This is a genomic window from Candidatus Omnitrophota bacterium (genome assembly GCA_028716165.1).
GTDB lineage: Bacteria > Omnitrophota > Gorgyraeia > JABMRG01 > JABMRG01 > JAQUQI01.
The window spans coordinates 182965-204589 of record JAQUQI010000001.1; the positions used below are offsets into that span (position 1 = coordinate 182965).

Below are 21625 nucleotides of genomic sequence, written 5' to 3' on the forward strand. Positions count from 1 at the left end.
ATATCCTCCCTGGGACATCACGTCCCGGTTATTGTCGCTAATAACCAAAGGATATGCCTTTTTTATTGTGATTTCAATGAACTTTTATACTGAAAGTGCACAGAATATTTTACATTATGTTGAGGAAAAAACGTTTTTTTAATATGATCGTTTTACTGGGGGTATGAGGTATGCGAACAGACTATATAATTACGCGGCTTTTTGCATTGCGCTGTTTCTATTTTTAAGGTTTCTAAGATTTGCAGGATTAATTCTGCTGCTTTTTATATCAACAGCAGGCGCTGTGACCGTGGTTTCTTGTGGAGTCATCAACGTGTCAGGCGTAATGCTTCTCTGGGCATTAGCAGATGATAATAATCTCATAACAGCTTTTTCAAGAATCAGGCTTGAGCGCTGCTTTTGCTGCAGCCTCTGCAAAACAGGAAGTGCCCTTATATCTTCTATTCTGCCTAATACTTCAGCAAGGCCTTCCATCTGGCTGAGACTGTTGGTCTTTTCTATTGTATCTAGCAAAACAGGGACTACTGCTTTCCCTTTTTCGGTTAGCTTCTGTATGGCTTTTTGCCTTTCGACTAAAGCAAAGTTATTTTCCCTGGTTTGTTTTTTCTGCATTATATCAATATATGCATAAGAGCTCCATGGCCCCGCAGCTTCAGGCGCTTTTAATTCTTTTCGCAGGATTGAAGATAATTCTACTGACAGCCTTGATAAATCCTCAACCCAAACACCATTAGGATAAACCTTTCCCACTTGTTTAGCCTCCGGACCAATGCCTATACCAAATATTTTTATTCCTTTGGCTTCGCTAAATAATTTTTCTAATTCTTGCCTTTCCTGTGTTTCAGGCCTATCGGGATTACCATCTGTAATTACTATAAGCATATCTTTATCGGTTCTTTTAAGGTGTTTCATTCTCTCAACTGCCTTGGCAATACAACCAGCATCAAAACGTGTATCTATACCTACGTTAGCTTCAATACCTTTAACCGTTTCAACTGCCTTCTTTCTTGTAACTCTCTCACCCAGCTTTTTAAATGGCAGATAGGGTGTGCGGTCATTAAAAATAGCGATTTCAAAATCAATGCCCGGGATGTCTTTTAATGCTTCCATCAAAAGAACGGTCCCTTCAATCGCTCTTTTGTATCTATTGGATTCGCGCTTCATACTATAACTTCCATCGATTAAAAGAACTATTCTATAATTAAATTTACCTATCTTAAGATTGCGTTGGAATATCCTGTCCGTGCCAGAAGGGATTTCTACTAAAGCATTGGGATCAATATCGCCAAAGGAACGGCTTGTTTGCATTCTATCTCTGGCTGTTTTTTGCAACACCATCAAAAGGTGCCTTCTTAAAACCAGAATAAACGGTTTAACAGCCCTAAGGTATACTTCATATTCTGCATTTTCGGCTCCTGTTACACCACCTCTTGAGATTTTTTCTCCTTCTAAAATAGCTTTTGCTTTTTCGCTTCTCTCTCCCAGGGTTTCTTTTGAGCCATCTGATTCGTCCGCAGCTTCAGCCAAAGCTTCCTTTAGTTGTTTGGCTCCTTTTTCGAATTGTTTGCTATAAGATTTCTCTTGAACAGTAAGATCTTCTTCGGGAAGCGTAGGGTTAGGAACCATTTTACCTTTAAATTCTTCATTGAATTTCTTTTCAGCCTCTTGCGTTTGGTCAACTGCAAGATTAGCTAACTCTTGCAGTTCTTCAGGTGTCATTTCTTCTAATTCTTTTTTTATTTTTTCTTGCAATTGCTCTTTTAGATCTTCTGGTATCTGATCCATAGGTAATGGTTTTCCGTTTTTATCAAGCACCTTATCTCCTAATTGTCCTTTTCCTGCCATCTTCTGCATCATATGATTGTTAATAGCATTATCTTTTACTTCTTCGATTAGTTTTTCATATACGGGCCAGATTCTATCGCGGATTATTTCATAGCTTTCTCTAGAGCTCTCTGTAGAATAAGCAGCAACAATATCTGGTTCGCATTGCTTAAGGGCGTCGATTACCCGCTGATTGGAAATCCTTGGATCATCTTCCCCCTTAAACCATTTATATATCAATCCATAACCAAATTGTAGATGCAGCGGAAGAGATTGAAATGCAGGCCTTTCTTCTTCTAAATTCTTAGTGTCATATCTTTCACCATATAACTTTTTAATCCATGGTCCTGCACCTCGATATCTTTTTATGCCAATATTATTTACACGCGAGTCTTCTATAGGATTAAGCAATGTAAAAAAGGAGCGATTTTGCCTGAATTCTTCATCCATAACATCAGGATCGCTAAAGATTACATGCCATACTTCGTGCATGGTAATGGCTGAAGGTATATCTGCGTCTTTGTGCTCTAAGTCCTCAGGGAGATATTGAATCTGGTTTAATCCAAAAAGATAGCGCCAAGTCCTCATTGTATCATCTGGGGCCATTTGCTGCCAAGGAAGCATTTTTAATACTGGATTACTAGTAATAATTCTAGCAAGGCCTTCCAGTAGTTGCAAAAGTTGTCGTGAAACATTAGAAGATTTATTAGAAGATTGTGAACTTGTTGGGTTTACCATATTAAACGGAATGATTTTATTTTGATGCACTATAGGCGGAAATATAAAATTAGCTGTCGGTTTTTCGGGAGAAGATTTTTTACCTGTCAGTCCATACACCTCTAGTACCTTATCAACCATTCCTTGGGCATTATCATTGATATATTCTAAGTTATAGGCTTTCTTAACTATAATTGCAATATCATCTTCTGGATAAATATTAAGGTGTCTAGCAATTCTTACTAAAGCTCTAGTAGAAAGCGGCCGGGGTAAAAGCCCATTTTTATAGGCAGTACGCAAATCAGTAGCAACTCTAATTAATTCCTTAAGCCGTGATACTTTTACTTTAGGCGCATATTTTTTTAAGACTATTATTTCTTCCTGTTCGGGTAAATACTCAATAGTATGCATACTAAATCTATCTTCTAATTCCCCTGATAATAGATTACCTATATAAGGGGGCCTGGGCGGGTTCATGGTAGCAAAAACTCTAAAATCTGGGTGAGCAGTAACTACCTCGCCATTTGGCAGGGTTACTTGTCTAAACTGGAGTATGTTGTTGAGGCTGGATAACACTCCTGGCTGAACCCTATCTATTTCATCTAAAATAATATAGGTGCCATTTCTCATTGCTTCAACCAAGACCGAGTCTGACCAGTTGGTCTTACCTTCCTCTTTTTCTCCAAAAGTCTGCCTGACTAAAAGGTCTTTTACGTCCGTATCTTCATTTAATGACATAACCTTACACTCACGATTTAGGAGTTTGGCTAGATACAATACCAGAGAGCTTTTACCTGTGCCTGTTTCACCGACCAAAAGTGTGTTTTCACCTAAGATAACATCTTTGAGGAGTTCTTTGAGATATGAAAGGTTGGTAAGGGTGTGCTCTAATTCTATTTGCGGTACATACAAACCATCTTGCCCTCTAATCATTTCCACATTTCCTATAGTTAAGTAGTCTTTCTGTTGATGATTAACTGTTTTAACCTTTACCTCGATACTAAGCTGCTGTGTAATCGGGTCATGGCCAGCTTCTAGGGCGCGGTTTCTCAAATCTTCTCCGGTTTGAGCATCTATTAGCCGCTGGTCTTTTGCGATATTCCAAACTTTAGCTACATCATCAAAGCCCCCTGAAACTATTTTTTCTTCATTTGGTGCAAAAGAAACCGAAGCTGCGGTACCTGAATGCGCCTGTAATGTTTTGGCTTTATTATGGACTATATCCCATATTTTAACTATTCCTTGTTCATCACCAGAAGCAATATATCCCGTATTAGACATTGACACAGACCAAACAGAACTGGTGTGGCCTCTTAATGTCTTTACTCGATTAGTTCTCAAATCCCATACTTTAACTGTTTTATCCATGCTCCCTGAAATAAGCATGTTCCCATCCCCTGAAAAAGCCAACGGCCCAACTGCGCCACTATGCCCACTTAATATCTGAACTCTATTGGTTCTTAAATTCCAAACTCTAATGACACTATCCCAACCCCCTGACGCAACAACTTCACCATTAGACGAAATAGCTGTTCCTTCTAACTCTTTTTCGTGACCGCTTAAAATCCGCACTCTACACGTGCTTAAATTCCAAACCCTAACTGTTTTGTCTCTGCTTCCAGTAACTAAAAAATTTCCATTTTGAGAAAAACCAATTGTGCCAAGTATACTGTCTGTATGGCCTTTTAATACTTTGAATGTTCTATTTTCTAAATCCCATACTTTTAAACTGCCGCTAGGTCCTGCTGAAGCTATATATCTGTTATCAGGTGAAATAGCTATTGCCCAAATTTCAGTACCTTGATCCCCTAACGTATTGATTTCGTTTGTTTCTAAATTCCATAATTTTAATTTGCTATCTTTGCTTCCAGAAACAATCAAACCACCATCAGACAAATAAGCAACTGACATAACATCGTTGCTATGACCCTGAAGAATTTTTTCAATTTCAGTAACTGATATTCTTTCATCAGAAACAATTCTATCGGAGGAATTAACTTGTGGAGTAAAATTTGTTTCTTCTGCGTCATAGTTCTTTTCTTCTGGTGAAAAAGCCGATTCCTCTGGCGTAAAACCTATTTCTTCAGGTGCAAAATCCTGCCAAGGAGCTAAATTAAGCGGCAAGTTAGAATCATGCTGAGCGGATTGAAGCACCGGCATAGTGGTTGTTTTGGTCTTTGCAAATTTATAAGGCTGTAATGCCTTTTCTACAGATGCTTGAGCGTCTATATTCAGGTATTCCAGATTGTAGGCCTTTTTAATAATAGCCATTACGTCATCGTGTGGGTATACTTCTAAATGCTTAGCTACTCTCACTAAGGCACGCGTAGATAATGGCCTGGGTAAAAATCCCTGCTTATAAGAAAATCTTAAATTGTTAGCAGCATCAACCAATTCTTCCAGGACAAACTTGTCAACACCTGGTGCGTGATTTTGCAAAACTGCAATTTCCTCTTCTTTGGGGAGATAGTCAATAGAGTAAATTGAAAATCTATCTTCTAATTCACCTGATAATAAATTCCCTGTATAAGGTGGTCTGGGAGGATTCATAGTGGCAAAAACTCTAAAATCTACATGAGCATCTACTACTTCTCCATTAGGCAATACGACTTGGCGGAATTGTAAAATATTATTCAATACTGAAAGAACTCCTGGCTGAACCCTGTCTATTTCATCTAAAATAACATAATCTCCATTTCTCATGGCATCAACCAATACTGAGTCCGACCAGCCTGTTTTACCTTCCTCTTTTTCTCCAAAAGTTTGCCTTACAAGCAGATCTTTTATGTCTGTGTCTTCGTTCAAAGACATAACACGGCAACTACGATTTAACAATCTAGCCAGATAGAGAACTAAAGAACTCTTTCCAGTGCCTGTTTCTCCTACCAGTAAGACATTTTCATTAAGAATAACATCCCTTAAAATATCTCTTAAATGGTTGATATTTGTATTTGTCTGTTCCAAGTCTATGCTTGGAACAAAGGATCCATCCTGGCCACGGTCATATGTTAGATCATCAATAACTAAAAATTCTTTATCTTGATTATCTATGGTTTTTTCAATAAAACGAATTCTCTGGGAAATTGTTTTTAATGAACTATATAATTCTAAAAGTTCTCTAACAGCTATTTCTTCTGTTCTTATAGTATGCATATGTTCTTCTGCGGATTGAAGCTCTGACTCTAATTTATCAATAGCGCCTCTTAAAGTATCCTTCACAATCTGAGCACCCTCGTGCTCTGCCTCAACATAGCTCAATCTTAACTCATTGAGAAAAGATGTCTTTTCACCTTTAATCTTTTCTGCTTTTTGTTTTTTTACTCCGCAATGTTCTAATTTTTTTTCGGCTATCTTTTCTGCCTCTTCTATAGTATCCTGATGGCCTATTTCTTCATATAATTGCTTTGCTGCTACTGATTGGGCGCTAATTATATTTTCTGCGCGTGTTGATAATTCGGCTTTTGTTTTTACCTCCACTTTCTTGGTTAATCCATACACCTCTAAAACTTTTTCCACTATTAGCTGCGCATCTGCATTAAGATATTCTAAATTATAAGCTTTCCTAATTGGAACATTAATATTTTCTTTAGCATACATGGCTAGATGTCGTACAATTTTCACTAACGCACGCGTAGATAATGGCCTGGGTAAAATTCCCTGCTTATAAGAAGCCCTTAAGTCGCTTGCTACATTAACTAATGATTCTAAAATTGCTTTATTGACATTTGGTGCATAATATTGCAGCACAGCTATCTCTTCATCTTTAGATAAGTACTCAATAGTATGCATACTAAATCTATCTTCTAATTCCCCTGATAATAGATTACCTATATAAGGGGGCCTGGGCGGGTTCATGGTAGCAAAAACTCTAAAATCTGGGTGAGCAGTAACTACCTCGCCATTTGGCAGGGTTACTTGTCTAAACTGGAGTATGTTGTTGAGGCTGGATAACACTCCTGGCTGAACCCTATCTATTTCATCTAAAATAATATAGGTGCCATTTCTCATTGCTTCAACCAAGACCGAGTCTGACCAGTTGGTCTTACCTTCCTCTTTTTCTCCAAAAGTCTGCCTGACTAAAAGGTCTTTTACGTCCGTATCTTCATTTAATGACATAACCTTACACTCACGATTTAGGAGTTTGGCTAGATACAATACCAGAGAGCTTTTACCTGTGCCTGTTTCACCGACCAAAAGTGTGTTTTCACCTAAGATAACATCTTTGAGGAGTTCTTTGAGATGAAGTCTATTTGTAGGAGTTAAAGGTAAATTTATGTTAGGAACAGAGATATCCCCTCTACCTCTTTCAAATTCTAAATCATCTAACTTAAGATACTCTATGCCATTTTTATTTTGAATTGATAGATCTTTATCTCTTGGCAATGCAGATTTTTCTAAGCCTAAGGCAGAAGAACTATCGCCTGCTTGCCAAATTATAGCAAATTTATCCAGCCATCCTTGATCTACTGGAAAAATTGAAGGTGGGGCATATCGCGAATCAACTTGGCTTAAAGAAACAATATATTCTTTCTTATCTTTTCCTTGTATCAAAAGATGCAACAAATCACCAAATTTCTCTATAGTAATAGGCATCGATTTAATAGAAAAGAATTGATATCTATTCCTATATGCTTCTTTAAGTTGTGTAAAATTAGAAATTAAGCCGCTTAACCAGACCTCTCTGTAATCATAAAGCTCTGCATATGCCTTGACCCCTCTAATCACCCTATCAAAGATTTCTTTTGCTTCTTGTTCTGTCTTTACTGGAAATTCTTTGGAAACCGCGAGACCTTGTGCTGCTTCCCATGGCACTTGAATTGCATCAACTATTAAGATGGGCGCAGGATCTTTACCCTGCTGTTTTTTTATTGCAGAAATAACGTAAGCGTTCCCAATCCATGTATCTCCTTTCATAATCTTAAAGTTCAAGAACGCAGGATCTAATATATGCCTGGGAGTAGTGTATTTAAATTTAGGGGACTTTGGATTGGTAGAGTCACCACTAATATTGCCTCTGCTTAAATCTTCTTTGCTTCTGCTCCACAATGCAATTGAATAGTTGTCACCCAAGGAAATGCGAGGCGGTACTAGCCATTGAGTTAAAATTCTTTTTATCTTATCATCTAGTCTGCTACCATCTCCCATAACACTTTTTCCAACAATCTGAGCTTCATAATCTTCAGCAATATTATGGACCATCTGAGCTAATTCAGTTGACCATGGAATATTTTTCTCTAAAACTAATTGTTTGGCAGCAAGTTCTATTGTTTCATGAACTAACAGAGCAGTAATTTCTTTTGGCAGAAGTAATTGGAAAACGACTTGGTTTATGTAAATTGAATTGCGATTAGCACCACTATGAGCAACCTGATATGTATTTGCATCTTTTAATATTAAGCCTGGTGATTTATTGCACGGCTGAATCAGAATCACATTTACAGCCTTAAGTATTTCAGTAATATCAACGGTGCCTAATTCTGGTAAGTTTATATTAGAATAAGCCTTTAGGCCCAAGATAATATCTTCTATGCCGCTACTATATGCACCCCTCCCATCTTTCCAGCCTAAAGCGTTGCCATATATAAGTAAACCCTTATTGTTTCTTTGAGCTTCTTCAATAACATGGTTTACTTCAGTATGCTCTTCGGGTGAAAACATACTTTGTCCTTTACCCTTCATAATGTTAGCATCTCCGGCAACAGCATTAAGATAAGACTGCGTCAAATTATTGCTTAACGCAACAACGCTTTCAGTCAACCATTTAGCGAATGGGGTTATTTGACGTTCTATGTCAGTTGTCTCATTCGAGGCATGATAATTGATGTGTGGGGCTCGTAGATTAATTACTAATGGGTAGCTATTAAATATTTTATCGTTTATAGTTCTGAATTTATGGTGGTCGCCTATGCCATCACTGGATGAATAATGAGGTTCGCGAAATCTTGGATGATTTACAGCAGATACAGCATGTTCAATTGCTTTATATCTCATATCTTCCTTGTCATATCTTCCTGCTATAACAAATGGGTTAATATCCTCTAATGGCAGATTAGAATCAGGAGGCCACACTAAAGGACCATCAACGGTAATAATCAAGTGAGTGTTATCAAACAAACCTTTATATTTTTCATTTTCAGCGTTCTCGGCTTGTTCGCCCTGATATTTATCTACTAAATCAACGGAGCCGCTAAAACCTCGTTCTTCATAATCACTAAAAATTATCCATATAGGTCCATGGGGCGTACTATCGCTCTCCTTCATTTGCTTAAGAATTTTCAAGGCCATTAAAATTGCAACGACTCCAGCCCTGTCGTCTAATGCGCCTGTTTTTACAAATTCTTCTTTCGTTTTGTAGAAAACATGGTATCCATGGTTATGAATGTCTATATGAGCATTTAATATAATTTTAGGCAAATGTTCGTATTTTTGTTCGGTTGCGGGAATTTTAATTATGATATTAGTATGGCCTGGCCTAGATTTGATAGGGACAGATTCTATGTCTATTCCTTTAATACTTGTTTTTTTAATTTGTTGGATTAGAGCATCGTGTATTTGTTCATCTCCGAGAGAAGCAACTTCATCTAATAAAATATGGGCCTTTTCGTATAGTTCTTCTAGTTTTTCTGCTTCTGGTTTTACTTCTTCTTCAATTCTTATTTCCTCAGGCTTTTTTTTCAACCGCTTTTTTTCTTCCCTCAAAGAAAGCAGGTCAGTTTCCAACCTTTCTTTTTCTTGCCTAAGCAAAGCAAGATCTTTCGTTAAAAACTCCTTTTGGCTTGTTAATTTTTCAACCTCTAAAAGAAGGTCTTGTTTTTGAAGCTGAAACCGAGCTATTTCAGCTGTTAATATTCTGTGTGCTTCTGCTGCTTGGGCTATTTCGTGTTTACTGTTACTTAAACTTACACGTAAAGCTTCCTGTGCTCGAGATAGCTCCGCGAAATTTGCTTGCTTTTGCTGGCCTTCTGACTTTAATGTCTGCAGATGATCTGTTAAATTTTGAAAATTCTTTTCAAGCTGGGTTATTTTTTGCAAAAGATAATCTTTTTGCTCAGCAAGACTTTTTATTTCTTCCCCAAGCATACTTTTCTGCTCCTGCGCTAATAAGATTTCTTGCCTTTTCTGAGTTATTTGATTAAGCAGATCTTGCATTCTGGAATTTAATTTGTCCACCAATGATACTTTAGCGTTTATCTTAGTTTCTTCGTCAGCTTCCTGCTTATCTTTTTCATCAGTAATTTTGGTTATTTGCGCACGAAGCGTATGTAACGCCGCCGTCAGTTTTGCCAACTCTGCTTGGTCTGACCGCAATTTATTTTCAAAAGAATCTTTACGCTTAGCAAGATCTGAAATATCCGCTTTATATCTGGCCTTTTCGTTTTTTAATTGGCTTAATTCTAAGTTAATATTATCCAGTGCCATTTTAACCCGATTAAAAACTTTTTCGGCCTCTAATCTCTGGTCTTCAATCTGTGCCAAATGAGCTTCAAGAGCCTTCTTATCTGTTTTTAGTTTTTCTATTTCAGATGATAGGCCGGCTAAGGTGATATTTACTTGGGTAATTTGCTGATGAGTATTGTCTAATTGTTCTTCGGAAGAAGTTTTCTTGCTTGATAGTTCAGAGATCCCTGTTTCAATATCCTCTTTGGCTTTATTACGGGCTTGTATTTCAGCTTCAAGAGCAGATTTTGTTTTTTCTAAGGCTTGTATTTGCCGGCGCAGGTTTTCAGCATCTGAAGATATTACATCTTGCGTTGCTTTCTCTTTCTTGTCTATTTCTGCTTGTATATTTGCAAGGCGTTGCTCAAAAACAGTTATTTCTTGGACAATATTATTTTTATCCTGCCTAAGCCGGGCTATATCAGCAGATAAAGCACTGTTATCAGCCTCAAGCTGATCCTTGCGAGCTTTAAGAGCCTCTATTTCACTTACAAGAGTGTTTCTTTCAGATTCCAAAGATCTTGTCTGCTCTTCAAGGGCTTTGGCCTGTTCTTGTGTAACTTGCGCAGATACGTCATCTTCAGAGGGCTCAACAAGTAAAACAGGCGGGACTTGAACTGGCAAAGGCCTTTCTTTTCTTTTTAAGGCCTTTTCCCTTAAGCGGCCCTCCCCCATTTTAAAAAGATAAGGCTTTAAAGGCAGGCTTAATTCTTCTAAAAGTTCTTTCTTCCTTTTTAATGTAGACTCACTTACTGTAAGAAGGCCTATATATTTACCCTCACCTATGTCTATACCAATTTCATCTTTTATAAAATTAGCTCTTTTTTCCAAATCTATCTTTTCCGACCGTGCAAGCCGCTGTATGTACTTTGCTTGCATATTAGCGCCAAGGGATTTGAGAAAGCCTTCCTGTGTGCACTGAGTTGATTCTTTTTGTTCTGGAGGAGCCCGTAGCGCAGGCTTTTCTGAAGCAGCCGGTATTTCGTCCTGTTGCTTGCTTATATCCCCTTTTAAACCTTCTACTTGCTTATATAAAGCATCTACTGCCTTACCCATTTGGGCAAGGGCATCTCTTGCTGCTTCAAGCTCTTTTAATTGTTCTAGTGCGGATTTCAGCCATTCGTTTGAATCTTCATTTTCAGCAGGCGGTGCTGTAATCTTACGATGTTTTGTCATACCAGCCAGAAATACACCTAGCTGCTTTTCAACATCATCGGTTTTCTTCTCAAGATCTGTAATTCTTCTTGCATTATGTTCGAGGTCATCGGCAATTCCTGCATCTGTTTTTTTAACTTCTGTAACAGGTGGTATTACAGCTGCGGCCACTGGCTTTTTTGTTGGTTCTGCGAGTTTTGCAGGTTCTGCTTGCGCTACTGGTACTACAGGTGCTAATGGTTTTGCAACCGCAGGAGCCTCTTGAGGTTGTTGATGTGCTTCAGTATCCGGTTTCTGTTGCTCTCTAAGAAGCCTTTCAAGTTCTACGGCTTTATCTTTATTTTCTGCGGCACTTCTTTTGACGGCTTCTTCATCCTGTTTTGCTTGAACTAAGAGCCTTTTTGCCTCTTTAAGCTCATCGTCTTTCTGCTTTAAAGACGCCTCAAGTGCGTTTGACTCTGTTATTTTCGATTTAAGGGCTTTATTTCGTACTAATAAAGATAGAATTGAAACTACAGAAATACCTATAAGCAATAAGAGTGATAAAATGGCTAGTGTTTTTTGAAGGGCAGAGCTGTCTTGCCAGAATCTGCTTAATGTGTGGGGGGCTTCTGTCTCTTGTTTAAGTTTTTGTTCATATACTTTTTGCTGAGCAGAGAGCTCTTTTTCAAGGCTGGCTACCTTTTCTTCCTGCTCTGTTATTTTATCCTGCTGTTGGCTGATTCTATCTTCATAGGCCTTTGCTTGCCTCTGAGAATCTTCCAGGCTTTGGGCAAGGGTTTCTGCCTTTTGTCTTTGCTCACCAAGCTTATCTTTTAAATCCCGGGCCATTACTTCTGCCTGATCTGCCTGACTTTGGAGTAAATCCTTAATTTCTGCTATCTTTTCTACAAATTCGTCCTGAGCGCCTGTAACCTTATCATGCAATTCAGAAAATCTTTCTAAAATCTCTGCTTTTTCTTCCTGTAAGGACTCTACATCACTTTCTAAAGCCTGAGCTCTGTCTTGAAGCTCAGCAATCCTTTGTCTATCCTGTAATCTTTCGCGGGCTTCTCTTAATTGCCCTAATGGTTGGCGCCTTAAGCCCTGTTCCTCTAAAGCCTGGGCCAAGCGCCCCATATCAGGCAACCAATACAAGTAATTACTTACCTGCTCAAGGCTGCCTTTACCTTTTCTTAAGGAATTTAAAGCCATTCTCAGCCGTGATAGATCAGCACGAGAAAGTGAGTAGTCTTTTTCAGCGCCACGTAAGGCCTCTACTGTCTGGCGGCCAATTCTTACGCCCTCCCACCAGAAGGTACGGCTGTCCCTGTCCGCAAGCTGGCATATCAGTGAGGCTATTTCAGAATACCTTACTGCTTCAATTCTTTGTATATCAACCTGCTCTTGTTGCGTTAATGGTATTATAACTTCCGCGAGTTGAGTTTGCGCATTAGACATGCTGGCCAGGCCCATTGTAAAAATGAATGCTGAGATAAGCAGTATGTTTCGAAGTATTTTAGTGGGGTTGAAATTTTTAAAGAATGTGGGTTTTGCAGATGAGATACCTGATGAAGATGATTTGATATTGTCTTGGGTGCCAAATACCTCCTTAGAAGCAGGCGACGGTAAATCTATTTCTGGGAGATCTTTTTTAATTGTTTCGGTAGGCACAGGCTGCGACAAGTCTATTGGGGGCCCTCTCCTTTGCCATATTCTTCTTAAAAGTAATGTTTGCCAGGAGATATTGGGATCGACTCTTTTTTTCCAAAAATAATTCCATTGCGGACTGAAAGTTTCTATATACTCATTTCGTTCTGATTTATCATTCCAAAGTCCTAAATTCTTTAAATGGTCAAATCCTCCTATTTTTCTAATCGTCGTTGGTGCTGTAGGATGTTTTGTGTCGAAATAACGTTGAAGTATAGAAAAATTAGAAACAAAACTACTCATTAATACTTCCTGAAAACCAACATAATCTGCATAGCGTGCTATTTCTTCAATAACCCTGTCTGCAATTTTTTCCACAGAAATGGGCCAAGATCTATCAGATGCAGGAAGCTGCATCGCATCAATTATCAATACGGGAATTCCTTCTCTTTCAGCTACTATTGTATATACATTTCCTACCCAAACTCCTTCTTGAAAAATCTTAAATACCAAAAATCCAGGGTCAAATAAAAACTGGGGAATGGTATTATAGAAAAAGGCTCCCGTCCTGCCTGAGATTGCTGTACAATCACCGCTTGCTTCACCTATAGCTATATCATCGGGCGTCCTGCCAAATAAAACCATCTCAAATCTAATGTCTTGCGCGTCTTCCAAATCAAGGTCTCTTGCCTCATGCAAAATAATAAGCTGATCTAGATAATCATTTACTTCGGCCAATTCTCTTTGCAAAAGCTTATTTAAATCAGCGCTTAATTCGTGAGTTTTCTCAAGTGAAATAATTTCTGAGCCTAGTCCCACACGTAAACATTCTTCTATTAAACCAAGGGCTTCTAAATAAGTGTTTTCATTAAGTGATGTTCGCAGATTAACTAAGCGTGCTTTAAAACGCATAAATGCCAAGCTTTTAAGCAATAAAAAATAATTTTGTACTGCTGTCCGCTGATTAACTCGTTCCCAAAAAGTTGGTTTATTTAAATGGTCTCTTTCTTTTTTTATTTTATATAAAATTTCTCTTTCTGTCTCATATCTATGCAAAATAGGTTCACATTCCTCAATCAAAGAATTTAGGAATTTTTCAATAAATTTCTCTATCTGTTCATTTCTATCACGTTTAATATCATTTTCTTTTATTATGAACGAAAATACGTGCCTTGGCTGGTCAAAATCATTGCTTAAACCTAAATGATTTGTGTCTATTTTAAATTGCCTATAAAAATCTTGGCCAACAAAAAATTCATGAATGGATTTATAATCTGAAAGTACAGTAAACAATAACTTCATTACTTTAAGCGATTGGTTGCGAGAGATGCCCACATCCCAGGGTAGTTTTATATCAATATGTGACGGCAATCTTTGCCTTAACGTAGGATTAATTTTTAGTAACACCTGCCCTAATAAATCCTGTATTTCAAATGGAAGATGATATTCTTCGTATAAAGGCCTGAGTAGCCGAGGTGAAGGTGCCGTATTGTTAAAATAGTCGGAACGAATATAATCTGTCTTGTCCTTTTTCTCATAAGGATATGAATATGCGTCTTCTTTAAGCAATTTATACAAAAAGCAAAAGATCTTATACAGTAGAAATATCCCTGTAGCTATGCCTACTAATAAAAGCATAGATTCAGCAAAAGTGGTAACAGAACTTTTAACAATAGTAGCTGCACGAGCCATATTAGTAAAAGATAATAAGAAAAAACCTGTAAAAATAAGTTTTAAAGGCACGGATCTGCTAATAGAGGGGCTGGCAAATTGCAAGCTAGGCATTTCCCTTTCTTTTGGTAGAATTGTACCTAATTCTTTTTCCAGCTGTTCGATGAATGCTATGCGCGACTTCATTTTTACTTCTATTTCATGTATTTCTTGAATCATCTTATCTAATTCAGTTTTCTTCTTATCTATTGCCGGTTTTAAAGCGCCTATTACTGCAGTTCTTTTAAAATTAACTGCCTTATTGTAACTTTGCTGTAATTGACGAAGTTCTGTTGATATATCCTCAACAAGTGCTTGTAACCGAATAGTTTCAGCTTGAAATCCGGCAAACAGTCGCTGCGATTCTGCAATTTCCTTTTGGTATCTTAAGCTCTCTTTTGTTATATGTCTAATTTTTTTTGTTTTCGGCTCAATTTCAAATTTATACCCATTAACAGGTCTGAAATCACCTGTCGCTTCACTGCTAAAAAACTGAACATATTCTTTACTAAAACCAAATTCCTGTGCATATTCTGACGAGCCAGCTTTTTTTAAATTTAAGCTTTCTTGGATTATTCCATCATCTTTAATTGCCTGAAAAATTGCAGTTTTAATGCTTTCCGATCTTGTAGATGGGGTTGAACTTATTACAAGAAAGTCAAACCCTTCGTAAGCCAACCAATTTTTTAACTGTTGAATTAAATTCTTTGCAAGGTTCCTCCTGCGGGCATTCCATTCATCACCATTATTATCAGAAAGGGGGTGATGAGACATTTGAAGAACATCCAAAAATAATCCTGTCCTATTTTCATTATCTTTGACTACTAACGAATATATATTGCCTATCCATTTGCCATTTTCAACTACTTTAAACAAAAAAAACGCCGGATCAACAACTGTGTTAAATGAGTCAGAAAAATGCATATTCGCATGAGAAATACCGCTTTGAGGACTTGCCGAGCAATCTCCACTAACATTACCTTTCAAGAAATCACTTATAGTTTTTCCTGATAAGAAAAACTGCAATATTCCTTCGCCTCCTACTCCAATGGCATTATTTGTATCAATAATTTTCCTTTTTAAGAAAGGAATTACTTGCTGTTTAATGCGGGGGTTGGAAGTAAGCCTGCTCATTTTTTGAGATAACTCAAAAAGTTCCTGCCAGTACATAGAAATAAGTTCTAATCTTTGGAATTCATCGTTTATAGTAAATATCTCATTTCTGCTTTCCTTTATTTCATCGGAAGAACTAAAAGCAAGTATTTCAATAAGTTGTAGAATACATGGCAACCTGTCTTGAGAAGGTATATCTTCCCAGCCTAACATCATCTTCAACAATCTTGAGGCCACGCCAGCAACATTTTCTTTAGTAATGAATTCTTCTACCTCTTGCTTGCCCAGAAGATCCTTTTTAGCTTTTGCGAAATTTCTATATAAATTTGGCCATTTGTTACGTAAATTTATAATAATATCTTGAACTGCTCTTACTTCATCAGACATAGGCATAATATTAGAGAAGTCTCTTTCATGTTTTTCAGTAATAGCTACGTCATATAATATTCTAAATTTCTCACCTGGCTTGTTAAATTCGGAGTTCAAAGCTTGGGTTCCTTGGCGAAAAGTTCTATAAAATATGGGGTTTTCAGTTTCAAAATAAGAATAAAGACCATCGCGACCCATCTTAGACATTGCTTTTTGAATTCCAGTATGAGTTAAATCTGAACTTATAGTGTTTTCTTTAACTGCACTAATCCATTCTTCTGCACTAACCGCGTCTCTTATATCCGCAAGATGAGAAGGCACACCTAATTTGACCAATTTCTGCTCTACAATATATTTCCTTGCTTTTTCTACTCTCTCTTCCACGCTTCTTGTAGGATACGTTAACTCAACTAAGAGATTATAACTGACGGCAAGAACTTCACCAAATTTAGCTCTATATTGGTTCAAAGCTGTGGCTAAATTGCGCCTATCTTTCCTTTTTCCTTCTTCAGACAAACAAAATTCCAAAATTAATTTCATACCCCTGGCAAACGGCTCAATAATTTCTTTATCAAGACGTGATATAATTTCCATCCAGAATAAGAATTCTTTTTTATCTGGAACAACATGCACGAGTTCTGATATCGCAGTCCTTAAAAGATTGACAGATTCTATCTTTTGCCAAGATATTTTTGATTCAACATTATCGATAGCGGCGATTATTTCCCAAGAGTCTTTTTGATTGGCCGTATATTTGCGTGCTGCTTCTTCTTTGGCCTGGGCATAAGCCTTAAGGTCTGAATATGCAGCTAGTACTCTTTGGCTTCCAGACTTCCAGATGGTATCCTCTAATTCGGTTAATTTATTAAGCCAAAAAACAAAAGTGTTTTTATCTGTCGAATCTTGCGTAATCGCGATGATAATATCTTTAAAAGCAACTATTGCATCTGTATTTTTTCTTGTTACCTTATTTTTAAAATCATCAATTAATCCCAAAAAGCTTACTTTCTCTTGGGCAGTTCTACTAATTTTATTTGCTGCCGCTTTAACTGCCTGTTTATAATCTCTCAAATTCATATAAACTAATAAAATTTTTTGTTTGCCAGACTGCCATACAGCCTTATCAAAGTTGTCCAGCGTTTGTATCCAATATAAATAATCTTCTAACCCGTCAGCATTTCTAGTTAGTTCGGGGATAATATCTTTAAGCAGATCTGCTGAATTTAAGCCATAACTAGCTATTTTATCTTTTAAATTATTAGTAGCATTGACAAGTTGGGTTTTTTGCTGGTTATTATGCGTAAATTTTCTGACAGCTTCCTCTTTGGCCCGCTCAAATTCCAAAAGATCACTGTAAACCTTAATTACAGATTGAATTCCTGATTTCCAGATCTTAATATCAATACTAGCCAATACACCAATCCAATAAACAAATTCATTTAGATTTCTTGCATTTTCGATAAGTTGAGGCAATGCAATTTTTAAAAGACCAGCGGCATTTAACCCGTGGGCATCTAAAACAGTTTTCAGATTATCAATAACTACAGATACCTGTCGCTGGTCATCGGACGAATGAGCAAATTTACCTAAAGCTGCCTTATGTGCTTCTTTAAATTCTTTTAAGTCTGCGTAAATACTTAGGATACACTGAGAAGACTGCCATAAATCTTTATGAAGTTCTATTAATAAATTCATCCACGAAACAAATTCTTCTAAGCTTTGAGAATCTTGAGTTACTTTAAGTATTACATCCTTAAGCAGGCTGACACCACTTATCTGGTTTTGTTCTAATTTTATTTTTAAATCATTTATTATGTTTAAAAGGCGCTGTTTGTCACCACTATTTTTAGTAAATTTATGTACAGTTGCTTCTTTTGTCTGAACATAGGAAACTAAATCAGAATAAATTTGTAATACACGCTCTTTCTTTTTCCAATTGCCACTTGCACATAACCGAGTAATTTTGGACTCATGCCTTACATCCATCCAATTTTTTAATAAATTTTCCAGCGTCTCAGTGTGCATTCTTGAAAATGTACCTGCAGTATCATTTATTAAATCATCAGAAATGTCTTCAGGAAAATTGGTATTCACCGTTGAGAGCCGTATAAAGGTAAAGGGGTAACAAAACAAGCGCCATAGCATTCTTGATAGATCTATACCTCTCCCAATCAAAAACGGCAATCCTATGGCTATAAGTGGCATAGCAATTATTTCTGTTAACCAAGCTACCCACTTAACAGCAGGCGTAGCATTATCAGTTCCTAACTGCCACCAATTAAAGCTATAGGCAGCCCATAATAACAGGCCTCCAATAAACCATCCCGCACCAGCTAGACCACCACTAAAATCATCAACGTCACGGTAAAAATCACCTACCCACTCACTTTTTACAGGTATAATTTCTTTAAGGGTTTTCCAGTATGACAAGGAAGGAATACGAGAATCTCTTTTGTTAATTGATAGGTAATTGCCGAGTAAAACGCCGGAAGCGCTTCCTATAATTGGAAAACTTAAAGACGCAATACGCAGCGAAATTACACCTACTGGACTAATGAGAATTGCGGAGCAAACAATAGCACCTATAAGTAGACTGATAACACCTACGACTTTTCCTTCTTTTGCAATTGAAAGGCCTCCAACAATCATGCCTCCAAATATTCCCAAAAAACCTGCTACAAAAGAATAGGGATTACGTAAGATTTGCAATATTGAAACCGTTCCACTACTTATAATACCGAAAGGTATAAGTGAAATAGCATAACTAGCCACAACCCCAAAAATAGCCCACATAAAAACATCCTTGGCTATTGCACCGTGCCTATTACCAAACAAACGCATAGTATGCTTGGGGCTAGAAAAGAAAAAGCTATAAGGCAACGGTGCTCTTTTTGTATGTATTGGTTTAAATTTCTTAACGGGCTTTGCAGTGATTAAGTTTTCTGGGTGGCTTTCTTTCTGGACTAGTAAATGTTGCTGCTCCGGGGAAGCGCCTGATGAAGATGATCTGATATTGTCTTGTTTGTCTGGAAAAATAGGTGAGCCATCTTTAAGGCGTTCTGTGGTATCAGCTGTATTTAGTTTATTATGAAGATAATCAACATCTAAAGATTTAATGAGCGCAATTGTTTCAGGGTCTATACTACCTAAATCAACGCCCTTATATCCTAATGCCCCCTCTATTTCTAGGCTAATAGGATTTGACTTTACAGATTGTGCTCTTAAAGCAGAGTCATTATTGAATGAAAAGTCCCAATTACATGCCCACGAGATATCGTGGAGTAAAAAGGCAAGGATTATAACTATAGAAATGATTTTAAAGATAAAACGGCTGGTCTTATTACGCTGCCACACCATGAATAAACCCCTATTTGAGACGTTTATACAATCTTTGAAAAAAGACTTATAAAGATAATAGCATAATCCGCGTTTTCTGTCAACAAAAATTTGTATTTAGTAGTGTCAAGATAATTGTGCACTTGCGTATTTAAGTTCAGATTGAATTGAGTCTTTAGACATATCCTCTGGTATTGTTATGTTAAGGTACTTTATGATACCAAAGATCCATAAGTTTAAAGATTTCGCTTTACATATTGCCATTGTCTTGCGACCGTATCCTGGGAGAGGTCTAAGTCTCTCATGGGCATATCCTCCCTGGGACATCACGTCCCGGTTATTGTCGCTAATAACCAAAGGATATGCCTTTTTTATTGTGATTTCAATGAACTTTTATACTGAAAGTGCACAGAATATTTTACATTATGTTAAATCAAGGCAGGTGGCAGGTTTTATTTCGCGGGATTGGGCACGTCACTCCAATTGTAATCTGTCTGTAATAATAAAGCCGTTTGTATAAATGCCATATGGGAATAGCCCTGGGGAAAATTACCGGTAAGGCGTCCTGTCCCGGGCTCTATGTCTTCAGAAAATAACCCGAACCTGTTGGCATGCCTTATAATATTATCAAACATAAGCTTTGCCTTGTCCTTACAACCTATAAGATAGAGAGCATTTATCATCCAAAAAATACACACAATAAAAGAATTTTTCGGCACGCCAAGGCCGTCATCTCCGAGATACCTGAAAACAAAATTATCCTTTACCAGCATTTCCATGCTTTTTGCGACCGTATTTTTCATGCGGGCATCGGCCTTGTCAATAAAACCATAATGCAGCATGAGAAGGTTAGCGGCATCAAGCTCATCCGAACCATAATACATTGTAAATGAGCCTATTCTGTCATTCCAGCCGTTTTTTAAGACATCGTCCTTAATCTCTGAAGCTATTTCAAGCCATTTGCGGACATACTGGTTTTTGCCTATCCTTTTGGCTATGGCCGCGGCCCTGTTCATTGCCACCCAGCTCATCAGCTTGGAATGGACATAATGCCTGGGCTCCTGCCTGCGTTCCCACATGCCCTGATCGGGCATCATCCATTGCTGTGACGCTATAAAAGCCGATGTCCTGACCGCTGTCCATATCTCCTCATTAAAATCTATCTTGACCCTTTTATTTAGCACAAAATACGTGTATATGGCTTCTATCAGCTGGCCGTATATATCATTTTGCGTTTGGCGATACGCGTTATTGCCTATGCGCACAGGCTTGGAATTTTCATATCCGCTTAAATGTTCAAGCAGTTTTTCCTCCAGCACTTTTTCTCCGTTTATACCGTACATAATGGATATATTGGCCCTCTTGGAAAGCATGCGGTTTAGAATAAAATCCATATAATTTGACGCTGTCTTTAAATGTCCTATCCTTATATACAGGTCCACTACCATAGCGCTGTCGCGTATCCAGCAATACCTGTAATCCCAGTTTCTGTCCTTGCCTATTATCTCCGGAAGCGATGTTGTGGGGGCGGCAATAACAGCGCCGGTCTTTTGATATGTCATAAGCTTGAGCGTTATAGCCGACCTTATAACCATATCCCTGAATTGCCCGGGCACATTTGTCCGATAGGCCCAATCCAGCCAGTATGTCTTGGTCTTTTCATATTCAATATAGACCTTATCGGTATTAATATCCTCAAGCTTCTCATGATAGGAAAAAAGCGCGTAAGAGGTAGCTCTTAACTCCATAGGTTCAGACCTGATTATTTTGTCAAGGTCAAGATTGCTATACAGGTAAAAACTGTTATATGCGCCCTTTTGGGATATAATCTTGATATAATCGCCTTCATTGCACAAATCAGCCTGCGCGCAGGCATAGTTAGGCATAGGCTTTAATTCAAAAATTATCTTAGGGTTGCCTGAAACAAGCAAAATGTCCCTGTGTATCTCGGGCGGGCAATAGCACTCTTCTCTGGCATTGATAAACCTGGGCATATAATCTCTTACTTCAAAGGTGCCGTCTTTGGTGACAAACACCGTTTTAAGTATCGGGGTACGCGGTATATATGCCTGTGTAATGCTTATCGTATCAACGCCTTTGATCCTGAAATAGCCCCCAAGGCCTTCATCTAATAACCGGGCAAAGACAGAGGGCGAATCAAAATACGGCAGGCACAGCCAGTCAATGGAGCAGTCGCTTCCTATCAGGGCCGCTGTAGTGCAATTGCCTATTATAGCGTAATCATAATTTTTCATATTTATATATCCGGCTCAATAACATTATTCTATACACAGGCCTGTTTTATGTCAATGCCTATTAAGCCCGAAGCTGTCAG

Annotated in this window: 2 protein-coding genes; both read right to left on the minus strand. The window is 37.8% G+C overall.

Going from position 1 to position 21625, the window contains the following annotated elements; all coding sequences use genetic code 11:
* Window positions 1–189 precede the first annotated feature (189 nt).
* Window positions 190–19311: an AAA family ATPase gene (locus PHV77_00930; GenBank protein ID MDD5503864.1), complete on the minus strand. Its 19122-nt coding sequence runs from the start codon at window positions 19309–19311 to the stop codon at window positions 190–192.
* A gap of 431 nt (window positions 19312–19742) precedes the next feature.
* On the minus strand, window positions 19743–21545 hold the full coding sequence (locus PHV77_00935; protein MDD5503865.1) for a glycoside hydrolase family 15 protein: 1803 nt from the start codon (window positions 21543–21545) through the stop codon (window positions 19743–19745).
* Window positions 21546–21625: the final 80 nt, after the last annotated feature.